Below are 19,826 nucleotides of genomic sequence, written 5' to 3'. Positions count from 1 at the left end.
AGACAAATCGAGTTTTGCGGATTTACGACTGCTTTGCAGCCGGTGAAAAAACGGCACCTTCCGGTGCCGTTCGAATTTTGCAGTCCCGCTTTAACTTCCCTTGCCCAGTGTCCCGGACTTGTCACAGAGGTCCACCAGGCTACGGCGGGAAATGCCGAGGGCCGTTATAATCTTGAGGCGATAGCCCCCAAGAATCACTCCAACTTCATCAGCCCATACGCAATGAATCCCCAAACAGCAATGCCAACCAGCATTACCGCTTTGATTTTCAAAAGACGCTTTAGATGTGGGGGAAAGTTTTTAATATCCTCGGGGTCCAGCTCACCAATGCGGATTGAAACCCTTGGCATAGTCACCATCCCGGCGATTTTTGCTATCAGCAAGAGGCCCCCAAACCACCCGTGCTGCCGCAAACCTGGCCCCCAGGTGTGGACATAACGACTATTTTTTAAGGCCTCCAGCATGGCGTCAAGGTAACGCCATCTGAGGTACAGGCTGTATGCAGTGCTCGCAATGGCCAGCAAGATCGGACCGGCTAGAAGCCAAAAAGCTAGCCAGGACATCCAAAAACCCTTTCCCATCATGGCTGGGTTTTCTCGTACAAAATTTCACCCATTAGCTCACCCCCATCCCCCATATAAGTCGTACCCACCCATGCTCCAGCACCTATCAAGGTCGCGGCGCAGACAACTCCCCCGATTCCTGTAGAGACTCCAAGCGCCAGACAGACGGGTCCACTGACATATTTACCAATCCCTGCACCCGCAACGCCACCAAAGGTGGACCCAACAAACTTTCCTCCTTCTGTAAACCTGACCTCCTCGCAAGCGGCCTCAGAACCACCACTACATACCTCCTGAACCGCCAGCAACGACGAAACCCCGCCAATGCCAATGCCGATGTAACCGCCGGTGCTCATGTACTTGGCAGCCCGACTGGTTGTCTCCACATGAGTGGCATACCCCGGTATCTGCCCCGGTGCTCCAGCCTTGTCCCAGTGGTGCACCAGACTACGACTGGAAATGCCGAGGGCCGTCTTCAACTTGGGGTGATCACCCAGGGTCGTCTGGCCACGCAGGCGAGTGGAGTTCAGCAGGTGGGCGTCCAGTTGTGCGAGCAGGCGCTGGCGTTCGGCGAAAAACTGCGGCGATTTGAGGTGGCCGTGCTGACGATAGCTGTCCTGATGCAGGCGCTCCATGGCTTGCAGGGTGTCACGCAGTCGGGCCAGGTGTTTCTCCATCACCACCGCGCCGACGCCAAGCCAGGTCGAAGTATCGCCGATAAAACTGGCGATTTCCGCCGCGTGGCGGAACATGAATTCGGCTTCTTCCGGCGTCAGGGGATCAAGTGCCGATTTGACCTGCTGCGCGGCCTGCATCAGCTGCGCTTCCTGGTAGGTGCAGGAGGTGTTGTTCGGGTCGCCCAGCACAATCAACGAGCCGGCCTTGATATCGCCTTGCTCAGGATTGAGCGCTCGAAACTTGCGCATCACGGCAGCATCGGGCGTGGCGAACAGCGTGGCCTCCAATGCCTCCCGGGTCATGCTTTTGGGCACCACATAGAAGCCCGGTTCTTGAGGTTCCGCGCGGGCGAATATCGCAGGCGCTGGAGGGTTCGAAGGGGCGAAACCAGGCTGACGTGGCGCGGCCGGTTGACTGGTTGCAGCACTGGAAACGGGTTGCACAACGCTCCTGCCCGTTCGCGGTGCAGAATTAGCGCTGCGATAGGTGGCCGTGACCACCGAGGGGATCAACCGGGCCTTGCAGGGGCAATCGCTGTGGCTGTCCAGCGTGCCCGCCACGGCTTTGCCATGACTGATCATGTAGGAAATGCCACCGACGATCTTATAGGTCTTGCCGTCCTTGCCACAGGTGACCCGATCACCTTCGCGGGCATGGGCGATGCCGTACATCATGACGCCGGTATGGCCATCCAGGACCTTGCCGCCACAGGTGGTCTTGTCATGCAGACCAATGAAATGTCCTTCGTTCATTGATGTTCTTCCTCCTTGATGGAAGGCAGAAAGTCCTCGGCCATCGGTACACCTTCACGCCCCACCAACAAACAACCGCCTTGTAGTGTGTTGATGACCTCGTCGCCATTGCAGAGACGGCTGCCGACCAGCGCCACATCGCTATTTTCTTGTCCCGCGCCCGTGACGATCTGCGCCATACGCCCATCGGCGTACAGAACGTAGTCGCCTTTCTGTGTCGCTCGTACGCTCCGGCCACTCTCCAGGGTGAACTCCAGCGGCGATGTCGCTTGCTGGACTACCCCGCCGTCGCGGGTTTGGCTGCCTTCGGTTGCGAAGCGATAAACGGCGCGAGCGGGATGAGCTTCTACGTAAGCCTGCTGCTGGCGAACAACCGCCAGAGCTTCGTCACAAAAGTGCGCAAGCCGCTCTTCAGTAAAGTGGGGGGCGTCAAGACTGCGAAGAAATTCAGCGGAGACTTCGTTGGTATACAAGGGGTGCACAGGTGCATTCATTTGCAACTTCCTTATCGTCATCGGTTTGAGTTGCCTTTCCTTCTCATCTCGGCAGAAGCGCTGAGCAGAGAGAATATTGGGCGACGACGAATAAGACGGTGGGACGCTTGCTGAACGCAATCCAATGGCATAGCCAAAATGAACGAATAGGAATTTTCGCAATAACGAACAACCCATTTCCTACAACGGTAGTTACAAGAAGTATTTTTTTGCGCTGTAGGAGCCCGCCGTGTGTGTGGTTATTTCACGTGCGAACGTAGTCCGGAGTATCAGACAAACCGAATTCTGCGAATCCCCTGTCGGAGCGAGCCTCGCGATTCGCAAGACTAACGCAGCAACCAAGCCAACCACCAACCCTGTGGTGAGGGGGCTTGCCCCCGTTGGGCTGCGAAGCGGCCCCAAAACCCGCAAATGCGGTGTATCAGGTAAACCGCGTTGTCTGATTTCGCGACTGCTACGCGGCCGAAAGGGAACAAGCTTCCTTGCCACGGGTTTTGCTTTGCTCGCTTATTCGGGTCTCAACCGTTTCACCTTTGTATATAGCGAAGCTGTGAACTCCTCTCGGTCACTCGAGTGATGACAACGACGATGGCAGTTCGGACACAGTGCTACGGTATTGCTCCGACGATCTGTGCCTTGTTGTACCAAGTGCTTAACGTGGTGAACCTCAAGATAAGGTGTCCCATCCTTTTCAAACGGAGCAGGTTGGCCACAACCCTCACAGATACCTTTTGCGTTCGCTAAAATCCACTTTTTGATTTTTGATGTCCGAACAAAAGACTTGGTGATGCTGACCATTTGTTGGGGGATCAAAACGCCTTCCGGTTCACTCACCAAGTCCTGTTTTTTAACTCGCTTAACTACTCGAACTGGAGTTTCATCATCAGCGATAGGCGTATCGGTATTAAGCGTCAAAAGCCCTTTGGATTGAAGAATCCTGTTGAGGCGCGCGGTTATTCCTGAGCCAAGATGTTCCTTAGGCTTGTAAGCGGACATTGTCTTCAAGCCAAGCTCGTTGAACAAAGCGGAAATATTCTTTAGGCGGTAATCGATGGAGTTGTAGTTGCGACCTGGGAGCACGCTGGCTTGCAAAAGCCTGTGTTCCGAAGATTTTTTGAATTTTTCATCGTTTGGGTATCGCGCCTGAATTGCGAGATACGCGTCGACCGAAGCTGCCAATTCGTCATCAGTCCAGCCGATATTTTCTTTTTCCGTATCCATAAAACCGCCGAGGGTTAAATACCCTCGGACGATACTGAGTGGCCACTACGACTGTCTACGAAAATTCCTACGCAAAGAAGAGAAGGATCTCGCAATCGGTCCTACAAGCAGGTCACCTAACCCATCGAATGCTTCGACGACTGAAACACCCGCGCAACCTTACGCCACCAAGGTTTAACTACCGGCGTCTGCCGTTGCGTGTGATCAAGCAATAGGTAAGGCATGTCCCGCAGTCGAATCCAACCTTCATCCTGCCAATGCAGCAGGCTCAACGACATTTCAGGCCAATCCAACAAACTCAACATCGGTCGATCCGAATTACCCGACTGCTCCGCATCACGTAAGGCCGGAACGACTTGATGGGTGATCCACTCACGCAGCAACCGATTTCCTGGTGCGTAGTGATAGACCAGCAGCGCATAGACACCGGACTCACTTAGCATCAGTTGCTTTTCCGGTTGCCGGTAATACTCAATCCACAACGTGCGGTGTTGGTCTTTGTCTAGTTTGTTGACCATGCGTTCACTCAAATGGAAACCCATCAAGCGGCCGATATCGCGGGCGCAGAACCATGGCTGGTTTTCTAGGAGGAGAGCATGGAGAGGGAGGTTGTGGCGGGTGAGGACTGTTACAGAAAAGAGATCAGACATGACCGATCTCCATGGTTCGGAGAGTGACGAGAAGGTTGTGTTCAGGCATATCCATTACCTCTACGTTTGGACTTTGGCAGGCCTGATCCCCCAACGTAGAGTGGACATAAGAAGCTCCAACAAGCAAAAGCCTCACACAGCCGTACGATAAATCACCAAGGGTGACTGCTCATCTGTGTAATTGGCTAGCTTTCTACGTTGGGCGTTTCTTAGGCACCTGCAGTAGAGCTTAGAGCTGCTTGGCGTGGCCCTCAATACAGAAGGTGCTGGAATACATGTAGGAGGTTTAGCTACTACTGAGATTGCGAGTAAGAGTTTTCCTACTCCATAAAAAAGCCCCGATCAGATCGGGGCTTTTTGGTTTTCGATTTGTCGATTCAAGTCGTCAAATCGTGGCTAGCTTGGGAATCAATCCCAGCTCAACGCCCCACCAGTCTGATACTCAATAACCCGAGTCTCAAAGAAGTTCTTCTCTTTCTTCAAGTCCATGATCTCGCTCATCCAAGGGAACGGGTTAGTCGTCCCTGGGTACTCTTCCTTCAAGCCGATCTGCGACAGACGACGGTTAGCGATGAACTTCAGGTAGTCCTCCATCATCGCCGCATTCATGCCCAGCACGCCGCGAGGCATGGTGTCACGAGCGTATTCGATCTCCAGCTGAGTACCCTGCAGAATCATCTGCGAGGCTTCTTCCTTCATCTCGGCATCCCACAAATGCGGGTTTTCGATTTTGATCTGGTTGATCACGTCGATGCCGAAGTTCAGGTGCATGGATTCGTCGCGCAGGATGTATTGGAACTGCTCGGCGACGCCGGTCATTTTGTTGCGGCGGCCCATGGAGAGGATCTGGGTGAAGCCGCAGTAGAAGAAGATGCCTTCCAGAACGCAGTAGTAGGCGATCAGGTTGCGCAGCAGCTCTTTGTCGGTTTCGACGGTGCCGGTTTCGAACTTCGGATCGGAGATCGAACGGGTGTATTTCAGGCCCCAGGTGGCTTTTTTCGCGACCGATGGGATCTCGTGGTACATGTTGAAGATTTCGCCTTCATCCATGGCCAGCGATTCGATGCAGTACTGGTAGGCGTGGGTGTGGATCGCCTCTTCGAAGGCCTGGCGCAAGATGTACTGGCGGCATTCCGGGTTGGTGATCAGGCGGTACACGGCCAGGACCAGGTTGTTGGCAACCAGGGAGTCGGCGGTGGAGAAGAAGCCGAGGTTGCGCATCACGATGCGGCGCTCGTCGTCGGTCAGGCCTTCCGGGTTTTTCCAGAGGGCGATGTCGGCGGTCATGTTGACTTCTTGCGGCATCCAGTGGTTTGCGCAGCCGTCCAGGTACTTCTGCCAGGCCCAGTCGTACTTGAAGGGTACGAGTTGGTTGAGGTCGGCGCGGCAGTTGATCATGCGCTTTTCGTCAACGGCGACACGGGCGGAGGCGCCTTCGAGTTCGGCGAGGCCTTCGGCAACGTCGAGGGAATCCAGGGCGGCTTTGGCGCGGGCAACGGCGGCGGAGTCAGCGGCGGTCACGGCACGGGCTTCCAGGGCTGCGGCACCGCCGGCGCTGTCGAGACGGTCCATGTTGGCTTCGGTGGCGTGGCCAGCATTAGTGCCCTTGACTGCTACTTCCGTGTCTTCTTTGTCGAATTCGTCCCAGCTCAGCATGACGTGTCGTCTCCTGCGTGAGGGCCAGTGTGCCCGTGTGAAAATGGATAGGTCGGTTTTTCACACGGCCTTACTGGCCGCGTTGGATCTAAAGGAATCGTTTTTTGCAGCAGCTATACGCAGGCATCAAACAGAATTTTGTACGGGGTTCCGAGAGCCACTGATGGGCGCAGCAAGCGTTGATCGCTTGTGCGGGGCTTCAGACTGGCTTTTCGTCCCTGTAAGGGAATATTGCAGGCCCGTTTAAGGCCGCATTATAGGGAAGTTTTGCGTGCTGTGGTGCGGCGAAATGGCTCACGGATCGGTCGACGGGGGCCGTTTTTCGGTTGGAGTGAGGGTTTACAGGGCTTTGAACGATGTTGGCGGGGGAAGATTTTTTTTCTTAATTTTTTGCCCCGGATTATTTTTGTTCAAGAAATAACCAAAAAAGGCTTTTTTCACTACATCTTGTGTTTCGGTGGGGTTTTCTCAGGCTCCAGACACAACTAAGCCCGACCGAAGTCGGGCTGTGAAGTCACGCTGGCGGATCAGCTCAGGTGAGCAGCACCGACGTGATCAGCACCATCGGCGGCGAGGCGGGCGGCGCCGGTGTGGTCAGAGCCGTCGGAGGCGAGTTTGCCTGCACCGACGTGATCGGCACCGTCGGCGGCGAGACGGGCAGCGCCAGTATGGTCAGAACCGTCGGAAGCGACAGCGGCTTCAGTGGTGTAAGCAGCCGAGCCGGTGCGGTCGTAACCATCGGCGGCGAAGGTGTTGGCAGCCAGGACGGAGAGGGTCAGGGCGAGGATCAGTTGGGTTTTCATGGTCGTTGCTCCAGTTTCGTAAGCGTTGTTTGTCTTGGGTTGCAGTTGATTCTACGCCGACTATTTCGATTAAAAAGCGCAAATAAATGCTTAAAACAATCGATTTAATCGATCATTAAGGTTCGGCGTTTCATCTGCCTGATCGCGGCGGGTGGGTCGAACCTTTTGGGGGAGGGGTGAAGCAGGAGATCAGCCGTTGGAGCAGCCATTGCCCATCATGCTGTAGCGCAGGATGTGTCGTTGGCCGTGGGAATCTTCGTATTCCATTTTCATCGGCACAACTTCACACACGTTCGGGGCTTCGCTCATGGAGATCACTTTGGCGATGTCCAGATGGGTGGAGTAGGTGTATTCCTCTACTGCCGGTTGTTGCTCGGCGACATCAGTCGGGACCTCGCCGGCCATGGCGGTCAGGCACACGCTGCTGAGGGCCAGAACTAATAAAGCTTTCATTTGAAATTTACCTTTTAGAGGTCGAAAGGGGGCACGCAATCCTTTTGAGATTGCGTGTGGAGCTTCAGTACCAGGGTGTTTGATTAACTGCCTTCGTGGGGGCTGCAACTGGGTTAATCAGGTTGCCTTGTTGGCGTGGCTGATTTTAGGTGTGCGCGCCTCGTCCATATAGCCGTGGATTTGATAAACACTTTTGACAGATCCTGTAACAATCCCCGAATAGCCTCTTCTTTTGTAGGAGCGAGCTTGCTCGCGATGAGCCAGAGAGCACCGCGGGGTGTCAGATTGGGCGCGTTATCGTTGACGACCATCGCGAGCAGGCTCGCTCCCACAGGTGCTGCGGCGGAGCTGGTGTCCAGGGTTTTTCATGACAATTTGTAGGGGCTTGTTACTACCATCGTCGAATGGTTCTATAGGCCCGGCCCCGCTAAAACGTGGTCATACAAAAACAACTATTCCACCGAGGTAAGAAAGATGAGTGCGGCTTCCCTGTATCCCGTTCGTCCCGAGGTTCTGGCTAACACGCTGACCGACGAGGCGACCTACAAGGCGATGTACCAGCAGTCGGTCGTCAACCCCGACGGCTTCTGGCGCGAGCAAGCCAAGCGCCTCGACTGGATCAAGCCTTTCACCACGGTGAAGCAGACTTCCTTCGACGATCACCATGTCGACATCAAGTGGTTCGCCGATGGCACGCTGAACGTTTCCTACAACTGCCTAGACCGTCATCTGGCCGAGCGCGGTGATCAGGTCGCGATCATCTGGGAGGGTGATGACCCTGCCGAAAGCCGCAACATCACTTACCGCGAACTGCACGAGCAAGTCTGCAAGTTCGCCAACGCCCTGCGTGGCCAGGATGTGCACCGCGGCGACGTGGTGACTATCTATATGCCGATGATCCCCGAAGCCGTGGTCGCCATGCTGGCCTGTACCCGGATCGGCGCGATTCATTCGGTGGTGTTCGGCGGGTTCTCGCCAGAAGCCCTGGCCGGTCGCATCATCGACTGCAAATCCAAGGTGGTGATCACTGCTGACGAAGGCATTCGTGCCGGCAAGAAGATCCCGCTCAAGGCCAACGTCGACGACGCGCTGACCAACCCGGAAACCGGCAGCATCCAGAAAGTCATCGTGTGCAAGCGCACCGGTGGCGACATCAAGTGGAACCAGCATCGCGACATCTGGTTCGAGGATCTGATGAAAGTGGCCGGCACCGTGTGCGCGCCGAAAGAGATGGGTGCTGAAGAAGCGCTGTTCATCCTTTATACCTCCGGCTCCACCGGCAAGCCGAAGGGCGTGCAGCACACCACCGGCGGTTACCTGTTGTACGCAGCCATGACCCACGAGCGCGTGTTCGACTACCGCCCTGGTGAAATCTACTGGTGCACCGCCGACGTCGGCTGGGTCACCGGCCACAGTTACATCGTCTACGGCCCGTTGGCCAACGGCGCGACCACGCTGTTGTTCGAAGGCGTGCCGAACTATCCGGACATCACCCGGGTGGCGAAGATCGTCGACAAGCACAAGGTCAACATCCTCTACACCGCACCGACCGCGATCCGCGCCATGATGGCCTCGGGCACCGCCGCTGTTGAAGGTGCTGACGGCAGCAGCCTGCGCCTGTTGGGTTCGGTGGGCGAGCCGATCAACCCGGAAGCCTGGGACTGGTACTACAAGAATGTCGGCAAGTCCCGTTGCCCGATCGTCGACACCTGGTGGCAGACCGAAACCGGCGGCAACATGATGAGCCCGCTACCGGGTGCTCATGCGCTCAAGCCAGGTTCTGCGGCGCGTCCGTTCTTCGGCGTGGTGCCGGCACTGGTGGACAACCTGGGCAACATCGTCGAAGGCGAGGCCGAGGGCAACCTGGTGATTCTCGATTCGTGGCCAGGCCAGGCGCGTACGCTGTTTGGCGACCATGACCGCTTCGTCGACACCTACTTCAAGACTTTCCGTGGCATGTACTTCACCGGTGACGGCGCCCGTCGCGATGCCGATGGTTACTACTGGATCACCGGTCGCGTGGACGACGTGCTCAACGTGTCCGGCCACCGCATGGGCACCGCCGAGATCGAAAGCGCGATGGTCGCTCACCCGAAAGTCGCCGAAGCGGCTGTGGTCGGTGTGCCGCACGACATCAAGGGGCAGGGCATCTATGTCTATGTCACCCTTAAAAACGGTGAAGAGCCGAACGAGCAGCTGCGCCTGGAGCTGAAAAACTGGGTGCGTAAAGAGATCGGCCCGATTGCTTCGCCGGATGTTATCCAGTGGGCGCCGGGACTGCCGAAGACTCGTTCGGGCAAGATCATGCGCCGGATTCTGCGCAAGATTGCTACGGCTGAATATGATGGGTTGGGTGATATCTCCACCCTGGCTGATCCGAGTGTGGTGCAGCATTTGATTGATACGCACAAGACGATGAATGTCGCGTAAGCGCTGGTTCTGAGTCACTGAAAGCCCTGTCAGGTGTTGAGCCTGGCGGGGCTTTTTTGTGCCTGAGGTTTTTGTGTTGGCTGGGCTGGCCTCATCGCGAGCAAGCTCGCTCCCACAGGGGGATTGCGGTGTTTACACGATCTGAGTCACACCACGAATCCCTGTGGGAGCGAGCTTGCTCGCGATAGCGGTTTAGCAGGCGCTACAGCAACATCTACCAATAATTATCGGGATACTCTGTCGGCATTTTCCTACTGTTACCTACGTTCTTTCAGGTTACTGAATGTGTAACCGCATCGCGCCAATACGGGGCATTGGGAAACGCCGGGGCTCAAATCCGGGCCTGAAATGCGCCTCAAAAAAGTAAGCCATTACACTGCGCTTGCTGGATTAGAAGGGTTTGCCAATAATAGGCCCGCAATTTGCAATATAGATCGGTTCAATGTCTTTTGCTCTTGCATGATTTTGCGGAGCTGTCAACGCGCTAAAACGGCTTTCTCGGTGCATCTGTAATTAGTTGTCGCATTGAAGAAATATCGGCCTCGGGCCTGTCGTTAGAATGCCGATCACTCGCTCGTCGTTGCCTGTGTTGAAATTTCGCACACGCAATGTAGGACGCAGCACTGCTTTCCGGTTCCACTCACTCGCATATTGGGCTGTCGCTCACTCTGCCGTTTTTGCCCTTTACCGATGGAGTCCCAAGATGAAGAAACTCGTGCTGCTTGGCGCCCTGGCACTGTCCGTGCTGTCCCTGCCAACCTTCGCCGATGAAAAACCTCTGAAAATCGGTATCGAGGCGGCTTACCCTCCGTTCGCGTCCAAAGCACCGGATGGCAGCATCGTTGGTTTCGACTACGACATCGGCAATGCGCTGTGTGAAGAGATGAAGACCAAGTGCGTGTGGGTCGAGCAAGAGTTCGACGGCCTGATCCCTGCGCTTAAAGTGCGCAAGATCGACGCGATTCTGTCGTCCATGTCGATCACTGAAGATCGCAAGAAGTCCGTGGACTTCACCAACAAGTACTACAACACCCCGGCTCGCCTGGTCATGAAGGCCGGCACTCAGGTCAGCGAAGGCCTGACCGAGCTCAAGGGCAAGAACATCGGCGTGCAGCGTGGTTCGATCCACGAGCGTTTCGCTCGCGAAGTCCTGGCCCCGCTGGGTGCCGAGATCAAGCCTTACGGTTCGCAGAACGAAATTTACCTCGACGTGGCCGCCGGCCGCCTCGACGGCACCGTGGCAGACGCTACGCTTCTGGATGACGGTTTCCTGAAAACCGACGCTGGTAAAGGTTTCGCCTTCGTCGGCCCTGCGTTCACCGACGTCAAATACTTCGGCGACGGCGTAGGTATCGCGGTTCGCAAGGGCGACAAGGAAGATCTGGACAAGCTCAACAACGCTATCGCGGCCATTCGTGCGAACGGCAAGTACAAGCAAATCCAGGACAAGTACTTCGCCTTCGATATCTACGGCAAGTAATACGTCCCAGCGACAAGTCCGAAATGGCGCAAGCAACAGGATCTCTGAGGTTTGCGCCATTTTTTCATCCTACTTTCGAGGACCTGAATCATGTTGAAAGGCTACGGGGCTGTCATCCTCGATGGCGCTTGGCTGACGCTTCAGCTCGCCTTGTCGTCCATGGCCATGGCCATCGTTCTGGGTCTGATCGGCGTGGCACTGCGTCTGTCGCCGGTGCGCTGGCTGGCCTGGCTGGGCGACCTGTATTCCACGGTGATCCGCGGTATTCCCGACCTGGTGCTGATCCTGCTGATTTTCTACGGCGGCCAGGATCTGCTCAACCGCGTCGCACCGCTGCTCGGCTTTGACGATTACATCGACCTGAACCCGTTGGCCGCCGGTATCGGCACCCTGGGTTTCATCTTTGGTGCGTATCTGTCGGAAACCTTCCGTGGCGCCTTCATGGCGATCCCCAAAGGTCAGGCCGAAGCCGGCATGGCCTACGGCATGAGCAGTTTTCAGGTGTTCTTCCGGGTGTTGGTGCCACAGATGATTCGCCTGGCGATTCCGGGTTTCACCAACAACTGGCTGGTATTGACCAAGGCTACCGCGCTGATTTCGGTAGTAGGTCTGCAAGACATGATGTTCAAGGCCAAGCAGGCGGCCGATGCCACCCGCGAACCTTTCACCTTCTTCCTCGCAGTAGCCGCGATGTACCTGGTGATCACCAGTGTGTCGTTGCTGGCATTGCGTCACCTTGAGAAGCGCTACTCGGTAGGCGTAAGGGCGGCTGATCTATGATCTTCGACTACAACGTCATTTGGGAGGCCATGCCGCTGTACCTTGGCGGCCTGGTGACCACCCTCAAACTGCTCGCGCTGTCGCTGTTCTTCGGCTTGCTGTGCGCCTTGCCGCTGGGCCTGATGCGCGTCTCGAAGAACGCGGTCGTCAACATGTCGGCCTGGCTCTTCACCTACGTGATCCGCGGCACGCCGATGCTGGTGCAGCTGTTCTTGATCTACTACGGTCTGGCGCAGTTCGAAGCCGTGCGTGAAAGCTTCCTCTGGCCGTGGCTGTCCAGCGCAACGTTCTGTGCGTGCCTGGCGTTCGCGATCAACACCAGCGCCTACACCGCCGAAATCATCGCCGGCAGCCTGCGCGCCACGCCGAACGGTGAGATCGAAGCGGCCAAGGCCATGGGCATGTCGCGGGTCAAGATGTACAAGCGCATCCTGCTGCCGTCGGCCTTGCGCCGGGCGCTGCCGCAGTACAGCAACGAAGTGATCATGATGCTGCAGACCACCAGTCTGGCGTCCATCGTGACCCTGATCGACATCACCGGTGCCGCGCGCACGGTCAACGCCCAGTTCTACCTGCCGTTCGAGGCGTACATCACCGCCGGCGTGTTCTACCTGTGCCTGACCTTCATCCTGGTGAAGCTGTTCAAGATGGCCGAGCGCCGCTGGCTGGGCTACCTGGCCCCGCGCAAGCACTGAATACCACTGACTGACTGTTTTTGTGAGAACCGACAGCATGTACAAACTTGAAGTCCAAGACCTGCATAAACGCTATGGCAGTCACGAAGTGCTCAAGGGCGTGTCCCTGAAAGCGGCAGCCGGCGATGTGATCAGCATCATCGGTTCCAGTGGCTCCGGCAAAAGTACTTTCCTGCGCTGCATCAACCTGCTGGAGCAGCCGCACGCGGGCAGGATCCTGCTCAACAACGAAGAGTTGAAACTGGTGGCGAACAAGGACGGCGCGCTGAAGGCGGCCGACCCGAAACAGCTGCAACGCATGCGTTCGCGCCTGTCGATGGTGTTCCAGCACTTCAACCTGTGGTCGCACATGACCGCGCTGGAAAACATCATGGAAGCGCCGGTGCATGTACTGGGCATGTCCAAGGCCGAGGCTCGCGACAAGGCCGAGCACTACCTGAACAAGGTAGGCGTGGCACATCGCAAAGACGCTTACCCTGGGCACATGTCCGGCGGCGAGCAGCAGCGCGTGGCGATTGCCCGTGCGCTGGCGATGGAACCTGAGGTGATGCTGTTCGACGAACCAACTTCCGCACTCGACCCGGAGCTGGTCGGCGACGTGTTGAAAGTCATGCAGGCCCTGGCCCAGGAAGGCCGGACCATGGTCGTGGTGACCCACGAAATGGGCTTTGCCCGTGAAGTGTCGAACCAGTTGGTGTTCCTGCACAAAGGTGTGGTCGAAGAAAGCGGCAACCCGCGCGAAGTGCTGGTGAACCCGCAATCCGAGCGTTTGCAGCAATTCCTCTCGGGTAGCCTGAAGTAATCAGAACTGCCGTTGTGCACCTTGTAGGAGCTGCCGAAGGCTGCGATCTTTTGATCTTGATTTTTCGAGTCAAAAGATCGCAGCCTCGTTTCACTCGACAGCTCCTACAGGTTTGATCTCTGCTGGTTTTGAGATTTGCGTTCATTTACGGGCTAGCATTGGCCCATGCCTTCATCACTGTTCTCCGCTTCGGATTGCCCACCATGACTGCCCATCGAATTGGTTTCCTGATTTGGCCCAGCACTAAAGCACTGACGCTTGCGCTGGCTGAGGAGGCCTTGCGTGTTGCCCAGCGTGTGCATCCGGACGTGGTTTACGAACTGTCGTTCCTGCAGGCCGAACCGCCGGCCGAAAGCGCCTGGCAATTGCCGGGTGAGGCGTGGACCGGCAAGCTCGAAAACTTCCAGAAACTGTTCCTGCTCGCTGACGAACCGCCGACCGCACTGGCGCCGGCGCTCAGCAGTGCGCTCAAGCAACTGGTGCGTTCCGGTTGCGTGATCGGCGGTCTGTCGGCCGGTGTTTACCCGCTGGCACAACTGGGCTTGCTCGACGGTTATCGCGCGGCCGTGCATTGGCGCTGGCAGGACGATTTTGCCGAGCGTTTTCCGAAGGTCATCGCCACCAGCCACCTGTTCGATTGGGATCGCGATCGCCTGACTGCGTGCGGCGGCATGTCGGTGCTCGACTTGTTGCTGGCCGTGCTGGCCCGCGACCATGGTGCGGAACTGGCCGGTGCGGTGTCCGAAGAACTGGTGGTCGAGCGCATCCGCGAGGGCGGCGAACGTCAGCGCATTCCGTTGCAGAACCGCCTCGGTTCCAGCCATCCGAAGCTCACTCAAGCCGTGCTGCTGATGGAAGCCAACATCGAAGAGCCGCTGACCACCGACGAAATCGCCCAACACGTGTGCGTGTCCCGTCGGCAGCTGGAGCGGATCTTCAAGCAATACCTCAACCGTGTGCCGAGCCAGTACTACCTGGAACTGCGCCTGAACAAGGCCCGGCAGATGTTGATGCAAACCAGCAAGTCGATCATCCAGATCGGCCTGTCCTGCGGCTTTTCCTCGGGGCCGCATTTCTCCAGCGCCTATCGCAATTTCTTCGGTGCCACGCCGCGGGAAGATCGCAACCAGCGGCGCAGCAGCAGCCCGTTCGAATTGTCATCGGTGCCGCCGGAGCGCGGTTGATCCGCGCCTGATCCCGATCAATCTTCCGGTTCGGACGCCTCGGAAGTCGACATCTCCAGTTCTGCCCGTTCGATCACTTCCTGAACCCTGAAGTCGACACCGGTCAGCCTGAAATACTCAAGCAGGATTTGCAGGCCTTCTTCAGAGAACGGATTACCCCGCAGGCTGATGCTTTCGGCGACCTCCAGCGGCAGTTCGAGGAGGTCGGCGGGTATCTGGCTGATCGCGTTGTCACCCAGGTCTACGGTTTCCAGGCTCTTGAGCTGCAACAGTCCGGCGGGTAATTCGGTGAGCCCGCAGTTGTCCAGTTGCAGGGTCGCCAGGTCCACCATCTGGCTGATATCCGGAGCCAGCCCCAGCGGATTGTTTCTCAAGTCGATGAATTCCAGGCGGGCCATCTCGGCCAGGTTCAGGACCGACTGCGGGGTCAGGCTGATGTTGCAGTCGAGGAGATTGAGCGACTTCAAATCGCTCATCCGGAAGATCGCCTCCGGGATATCGCCCAGCCTGAAGTCGTTTAGAACGAGGGTCTGGAGTTTGGGGAAGCACTCCAGGAACCCCGTGGCACCTGTGGTCAGGCCGCTCTCGCTACTCAGGTAAACCAGAGAAACATGGCTGAAATCTGCGCTCAGTGTCGGCAGGTGACCGGTAATCCAGGTGTCCAGAGTCAGGTCATAAGTAATCGCTTGCAGCGATTCGTTGAAGTCCTCCGGATCGCTTTCCCGGCGCCAGCAGCGCAGTACGGACTCTCTGAATGCGTCCCGCGTCGAATGTTCGATCAGCAGTTGCTGGGCAGTGAAGGGTTGATTGCTGTGGGGATGGACGGCTGGAATATTGCCGGTCCAGGCCGACAGGTCGTTTTCAAGGGTGGTGAGTTCGGCTTCCAGGCGTGTCAGTTCGACTCTCCCCTCGTCCAGGGTCCCGGGCAGTTTGTAGACGAATTTGCTGGCATCTTCCTGGTCCATCCAAGGGTACAGCGCCTGCGCGCGGTGGATATCTGCTACTTCGGCATAGATACCGAAGTCTTGACGGGTCTGTTGGAAGTGCTGTTTGAGGCGCTCACGGGTTGCGCTGGAAAACGGATTGTTGCCCAGGTCGATGCCCTCCTGGGTGCTTTGTTGCAGTGTGAACAGTGCGCTGGGCAACTCTTTGATCTGGTTGTCATTGAGCAGGGCGGTGCGCAGGCGCGGACGAGTCAACAATTCGCGCGGGAGTTCAGTGATTCCTGTCTGCGATAAATCGATGTAGTTCAAATCGGGCATGCTGCCGACATCGGGTGCCAGGCCCAAGGGGTTCTTGTACAAGTCCATTGCGGTCAACCGATGCTGGCCCGCGAGCCCGACCTGGCTTTCGGGGCTGAGGGTGATCGCGCAATTGCTCAGAATGAGCTCTTCGAGTTGCAGTGATGCAAGGGTGTCTGGCAAGCGGCCAAGGTTGAAGTCGCGCAGTTTCAGGAAGCGTAGCCCGGTAAAACTGCGCAGAAACTCGTGCATGCCCCGCGTGGCGCTACCGCCATCCATCCTAAGCATTGTGACGCCGCTGAAGTCGGTGCCCAGGGTCGGCAATTGGCCGATGATGGGTTGGAAGAAGTTGAAGTCGACTGTTTCAAGCTCGGTCTCGGGAAGGGTCCATTGCTGGCGCCAGCAGTCGGCCAGATGGATAGTGAATTGACGGCGGACCTGCTGTTGCGCAGCGAACTGCTCGGGCGTGATCCTGATTTGCGTGTCTGGAATGAACAGAGGAATTTCATCGCGCCAGGACGAAAGCGTCTCCAGCAGTTGCGCGTGTTGAGTCATGAGCCGACTCAGCTCTGCCCGCGGGCCGCCGGGATGCTGTTGCAAGCGTTCGACGAAGGCGTCGAGCTCTTCGGCGGATAGATGGGGAAACAGTGTCTGTGTCCGACCTTGCAAGGTGGGTGTGTTGCCTGGCATTTGACGATACCCGTCACCGCCACCGAGCAAGCGCATTACCTTTGGGTCGTAGGTGGGTTTGAGTTCGGGGTGTTGAAGCAGCAGCGCGCGCAATTCATCACGGCTCAAGGCGTGCTGGCGAATCAACTGTTTGAGCCGTTCACCTTCACCGATATGAAGATTCAGGGCGGTACGTTCGCTGTCCGGCATGGCCTGTAGCAGGCAGGTGTAAAGCGAGTCCATGCCGCTGAGTTCTTCGCCGTCGTGATCCAGTGCCTGATACGAGCCTTCTTCTCTGAGTACCAGCACTTTACGCAGAGGCGCGTCGACACGGCCAAGGCTGTCGATCAGCGGACCTTCATGGGAGTACTGGCGGATTTCCAGGCGTAGCTCTGCCGTCCAACCCGGCAGTTTTTCCAGGGTGTGCAAGGCCAGCCGGTCGGTGTCGAGGTTGTTCTCGGTCGATGGCAAATCAAGTCCCTCGTAGGCGCGTGTCACGCGCACCTGCAATCTGGCCTCCCGGCTCAGCTCGACCAGGCGAGGGGCAACGGTTGAGTTTTTCAGCTGTTGCAGTTCCAGATCGCTTGCTGTGTCCACAATCGCTTGTGCAACGCTGCGTGGCAGTCCGGGCTCGGCATCCATGACCACTTGTACGGCTGCACGAGCGCCACGTTCGAGTCTGCGATAACGCTGGTCGAACAGCGTCTGCCGTTTCTGTTCGGCAAGCCGCTCGAGTATCTTGCGCAACCGGTGCGCCCGGTTTGCCGGGGTTGGGGAGGGGTGGCCGAATTCTTCGCCCATCAGCGTTCTGGCTTCGCTGTCCGACAGGGTCAGGAGAAAGGTTTTCAGCAGGTCGCCGTCGGTGAGGCGGGCGGTATCGATTTGCACCACGGGCACATCGGGCGCCGGGCTTTGCCAAAGGGTTTGCGCATTTTTGTCGATCAGTCGCAGGCCTTTGTCTGCTGGCCAGTAGCCGTTTTCATTGAGCAGTTCCAGCTGTGTCACGGGATCCGCCTTGAGGAAGTGCTCCGGCTGGTCACTGCCGATCTGATCGATAAAGGCTTGTATGTCCTGATCAATCCCGAAGCGTTTGAGTGTGTCGGCCAATAGCGGCGGCACCTGCCCGGTATTCACGTGCATCTTGCGCAGGACATCTTCGTGGCTGCCGCTGATGTTGAGGATGCGCTCGCGGGTGCTGGCCGAAAATCGCTGCATGTCCGGGCCGACACGGTTCAACACGGTGGTCTGGTCCCAGTTCAACGGCTGGTCGAGTTCGGTTTGCCAGGCACCGCTGCCGTTGTGTCGCAGTTGTGGTTTGTAGGCGTCAGGGCGGGAGGGATGGTCGATGCGGTACTCGCCGGTTAGCGGGTCCTTGCTCACGGCGTAGTGCTTGTTTTCCAGGGGCAGCAGGTTTTTGCCCTGATGCGGGTGCAGGCCCAGCTCATCCGGTTTTGCATCCTTGGGTAACACCGCGGGGTGTTCATAGCCGGTCAGGTCGGGCTGCCAGTAGCGGGTGTCGCCGTTCGGTCGTTTTACCGTATTGAAGCGGTCGATGAATTGAACGATCTCCCGAGGCAATACCGAGCGAAATTCGCCGGCGGCGATCGCACCACCTGCGGCAAAGGTTCCCAGTTGCACCACGGACTCCACCACACCCATCAGGTGCCCGAAGGCCTCGCGACTCTGCCCTTCGGCCCAGTCGACCACGCTTTCGAAGGTTTCGTCGAGCAACTGGTAGGCCATGTAGCCGAGCATCAGTTCGCCGAGAAACGGCACGAATGGCAGTGCCACGAACGCGGCGATGTTCAGCAGTGCCGAGGCGATTTCCGTGAAGGAATCCCACAGTGCCCAACGGGCTTTCTGGTCGACCGTTGCAGTGGACACCGCGATCACCCGCGCATCGTTGAGGATCTTGTCGAGCTTGCTCTGGTAGAGGTGAGTCCACAGTTCTGCTGTGACAGGCGTTGCCACGATCTGCAGATCCGCGCGGGGGTTGGGTTGTTCCCGCCAGGTCGGACGAGAATCGCCTGGCTGGACCGGTTGCCAGGTGATCGGGGTAAGCAGCTGGTTCAGCTGTGCGAAAAAGTAACCGCGATCCTCATGGTTAATGAAGCGGCTGAAAAACTGTTGATAGGCGGGGTCGCGAAGGCGCTGGCCCAGTTCCTCGGCGAAGGCTGCGGACGAGGGGTATTCCTTGATCGGCTGTTCGGGGTCGCCCGGTATATAAGCCACCACGCGAACCACTTCCCGGGCGCGCTCCAGGTCCGGGGCAAACAGCAGGATGCCGGTGAGGCTCGCGTTGAGGATCGTCAGGTCATGACAGCGCCATGGCTGCTTGTGCAGGCGCAGATGCGGCAGGTTGTCGAGCAGGCCGAGAATCAGGCTGTGGGTGCCGCTGCCCAGGAGTTTTTGCATCTGCGCCAGGTGCAATGCAGCGGTGAGTGCGGATTTCTGGCTGTCGCGGATTTTCCCTTGCAGGAGCGCCGAGTCCACCGGGTTGCCGATGCTCAGATTCTCTTCCAGATAGGTTTTATAGCGTTGGCCAATGTCCAGTTCCCGGCACATGCCGGTAAATACCGTGACAGGCATTTTTTCCAGGATCAGCGGCAAGGTCAGGAATTGCCCGCTGGAAGACGGCGCGGTGATGTACGTCGAGGCAGGCTCGAAGGCGTCTGCACGGGTCTCGGCACTTTCGAAATTGTGCAGCGCGGCGTCCAGCAGCGATACCGTCCAGGTGCGCGCAGCGCCTGACTTCAGCCGTAACCACGGCAGGTGATCAGGTAGGTAGAGGCGCAAAAACGTTTCGCGCACATTCAAATCCAGACCGAAGCGGCGCTTGAGTTCGGCCATGAGCAACGGTTCGGCGAAATCCGCGGGGTTTTGCAGGTTGGCCAGCGCCTTGTCGACCTGGTTCTGGCTGGAGATCTGTCGGGCGATCAGCCTGGCGAGTTCGGTGTGGTGAGGTTTCGATGCATTCCGTAGTCCGGCGGGCAGAGCGGGGGTGATGTTGCGCAGCGCCCCACGTCTGTGGGGCGCTGCCTGACGGAGCCAGGAGGGGATGACATTCTGCAGATGCTGGAAATGAGCGTCCGGCCTGAAAGCGTCGGAGGCAATAGTGGCAGTAGATTCGGTAGTCATGGGGGCAGTGGCCGTTGGCTTTGAAAGGCCACTAGGAAAACCCGCCAAGCTGGGCGCTGTGCGGTACATATTTACCGCACTCGGGCCATTGGCGTGAGTTACAACGCAGCAAGCCTGCCGCAAACGCCCGCCGCCAG

Annotated in this window: 15 protein-coding genes; 6 read left to right on the top strand and 9 right to left on the bottom strand. The window is 57.6% G+C overall.

Features of this window, described 5'->3' with window-relative positions; all coding sequences use genetic code 11:
• Positions 1-194: 194 nt before the first annotated feature.
• From AC3IP0_RS21935 to AC3IP0_RS21900, 8 genes are all read right to left on the bottom strand, one after another.
• Positions 195-563, bottom strand: a complete 369-nt coding sequence (locus AC3IP0_RS21935) for a hypothetical protein (protein ID WP_489325899.1) — start codon at positions 561-563, stop codon at positions 195-197.
• A 17-nt stretch (positions 564-580) separates the two neighbouring features.
• Positions 581-1,993, bottom strand: coding sequence for a PAAR domain-containing protein (locus tag AC3IP0_RS21930; RefSeq protein WP_489325897.1), 1,413 nt, complete (start codon positions 1,991-1,993; stop codon positions 581-583).
• The gene (locus AC3IP0_RS21925; protein ID WP_489325896.1) at positions 1,990-2,487 is read right to left on the bottom strand and encodes a hypothetical protein; all 498 of its coding nucleotides are present in this window, start codon (positions 2,485-2,487) and stop codon (positions 1,990-1,992) included. Before AC3IP0_RS21925 ends, AC3IP0_RS21930 begins: the two co-directional genes overlap by 4 nt.
• A 507-nt stretch (positions 2,488-2,994) precedes the next feature.
• Positions 2,995-3,708, bottom strand: coding sequence for an HNH endonuclease (locus tag AC3IP0_RS21920; protein WP_489325894.1), 714 nt, complete (start codon positions 3,706-3,708; stop codon positions 2,995-2,997).
• 116 nt (positions 3,709-3,824) lie between these two features.
• On the bottom strand, positions 3,825-4,358 hold the full coding sequence (locus AC3IP0_RS21915) for a BRO-N domain-containing protein (protein WP_489325892.1): 534 nt from the start codon (positions 4,356-4,358) through the stop codon (positions 3,825-3,827).
• Between the two features lie 408 nt (positions 4,359-4,766).
• Positions 4,767-6,014 (bottom strand): ribonucleotide-diphosphate reductase subunit beta, encoded by a 1,248-nt coding sequence (locus tag AC3IP0_RS21910; protein ID WP_046042310.1) that lies wholly within the window; start codon positions 6,012-6,014, stop codon positions 4,767-4,769.
• Positions 6,015-6,541: 527 nt separating this feature from the next.
• Positions 6,542-6,817: a hypothetical protein gene (locus tag AC3IP0_RS21905; protein ID WP_489325891.1), complete on the bottom strand. Its 276-nt coding sequence runs from the start codon at positions 6,815-6,817 to the stop codon at positions 6,542-6,544.
• A 189-nt stretch (positions 6,818-7,006) separates the two neighbouring features.
• Positions 7,007-7,270, bottom strand: a complete 264-nt coding sequence (locus AC3IP0_RS21900; RefSeq protein ID WP_489325890.1) for a DUF2790 domain-containing protein — start codon at positions 7,268-7,270, stop codon at positions 7,007-7,009.
• A 474-nt stretch (positions 7,271-7,744) separates the two neighbouring features.
• On the opposite strand from AC3IP0_RS21900, the gene acs reads away from it, so the two are divergent.
• The 6 genes from acs (at position 7,745) to argR (ending at position 14,641) form a co-directional block, all read left to right on the top strand.
• Complete coding sequence (gene acs / locus AC3IP0_RS21895; RefSeq protein ID WP_489325888.1) at positions 7,745-9,700, top strand: acetate--CoA ligase; 1,956 nt, start codon at positions 7,745-7,747, stop codon at positions 9,698-9,700.
• A 703-nt stretch (positions 9,701-10,403) separates the two neighbouring features.
• Positions 10,404-11,180 (top strand): ABC transporter substrate-binding protein, encoded by a 777-nt coding sequence (locus AC3IP0_RS21890; protein ID WP_489325886.1) that lies wholly within the window; start codon positions 10,404-10,406, stop codon positions 11,178-11,180.
• Positions 11,181-11,270: 90 nt separating this feature from the next.
• Positions 11,271-11,960, top strand: a complete 690-nt coding sequence (locus AC3IP0_RS21885; protein WP_150726078.1) for an ABC transporter permease — start codon at positions 11,271-11,273, stop codon at positions 11,958-11,960.
• On the top strand, positions 11,957-12,655 hold the full coding sequence (locus AC3IP0_RS21880) for an ABC transporter permease (protein ID WP_150756319.1): 699 nt from the start codon (positions 11,957-11,959) through the stop codon (positions 12,653-12,655). Before AC3IP0_RS21885 ends, AC3IP0_RS21880 begins: the two co-directional genes overlap by 4 nt.
• Before the next feature lie 37 nt (positions 12,656-12,692).
• Complete coding sequence (locus AC3IP0_RS21875; protein WP_489325884.1) at positions 12,693-13,457, top strand: ABC transporter ATP-binding protein; 765 nt, start codon at positions 12,693-12,695, stop codon at positions 13,455-13,457.
• 203 nt (positions 13,458-13,660) lie between these two features.
• Entirely contained in the window at positions 13,661-14,641 is a 981-nt protein-coding gene (gene argR, locus AC3IP0_RS21870; RefSeq protein WP_046042318.1) for a transcriptional regulator ArgR, read from the top strand.
• Positions 14,642-14,658: 17 nt separating this feature from the next.
• On the opposite strand, the gene AC3IP0_RS21865 is transcribed toward argR, so the two are convergent.
• On the bottom strand, positions 14,659-19,689 hold the full coding sequence (locus tag AC3IP0_RS21865; protein ID WP_489325883.1) for a dermonecrotic toxin domain-containing protein: 5,031 nt from the start codon (positions 19,687-19,689) through the stop codon (positions 14,659-14,661).
• Positions 19,690-19,826 lie beyond the last annotated feature (137 nt).

Source organism: Pseudomonas sp. GL_103 (assembly GCF_057835175.1).
The sequence above is the reverse complement of the archived record's forward strand: the minus strand, read 5'-3'. Positions and strand labels throughout refer to the sequence as shown.

Coding starts and splice junctions, on each gene's coding strand:
- argR (WP_046042318.1), top strand. CDS start 13,661: ATGACTGCCCATCGAATTGGTTTCCTGATTTGGCCCAGCACTAAAGCA.
- AC3IP0_RS21905 (WP_489325891.1), bottom strand. CDS start 6,817: ATGAAAACCCAACTGATCCTCGCCCTGACCCTCTCCGTCCTGGCTGCC.
- AC3IP0_RS21925 (WP_489325896.1), bottom strand. CDS start 2,487: ATGAATGCACCTGTGCACCCCTTGTATACCAACGAAGTCTCCGCTGAA.
- AC3IP0_RS21930 (WP_489325897.1), bottom strand. CDS start 1,993: ATGAACGAAGGACATTTCATTGGTCTGCATGACAAGACCACCTGTGGC.
- AC3IP0_RS21915 (WP_489325892.1), bottom strand. CDS start 4,358: ATGTCTGATCTCTTTTCTGTAACAGTCCTCACCCGCCACAACCTCCCT.
- AC3IP0_RS21885 (WP_150726078.1), top strand. CDS start 11,271: ATGTTGAAAGGCTACGGGGCTGTCATCCTCGATGGCGCTTGGCTGACG.
- AC3IP0_RS21875 (WP_489325884.1), top strand. CDS start 12,693: ATGTACAAACTTGAAGTCCAAGACCTGCATAAACGCTATGGCAGTCAC.
- acs (WP_489325888.1), top strand. CDS start 7,745: ATGAGTGCGGCTTCCCTGTATCCCGTTCGTCCCGAGGTTCTGGCTAAC.
- AC3IP0_RS21935 (WP_489325899.1), bottom strand. CDS start 563: ATGTCCTGGCTAGCTTTTTGGCTTCTAGCCGGTCCGATCTTGCTGGCC.
- AC3IP0_RS21865 (WP_489325883.1), bottom strand. CDS start 19,689: ATGACTACCGAATCTACTGCCACTATTGCCTCCGACGCTTTCAGGCCG.
- AC3IP0_RS21920 (WP_489325894.1), bottom strand. CDS start 3,708: ATGGATACGGAAAAAGAAAATATCGGCTGGACTGATGACGAATTGGCA.
- AC3IP0_RS21880 (WP_150756319.1), top strand. CDS start 11,957: ATGATCTTCGACTACAACGTCATTTGGGAGGCCATGCCGCTGTACCTT.
- AC3IP0_RS21910 (WP_046042310.1), bottom strand. CDS start 6,014: ATGCTGAGCTGGGACGAATTCGACAAAGAAGACACGGAAGTAGCAGTC.
- AC3IP0_RS21900 (WP_489325890.1), bottom strand. CDS start 7,270: ATGAAAGCTTTATTAGTTCTGGCCCTCAGCAGCGTGTGCCTGACCGCC.
- AC3IP0_RS21890 (WP_489325886.1), top strand. CDS start 10,404: ATGAAGAAACTCGTGCTGCTTGGCGCCCTGGCACTGTCCGTGCTGTCC.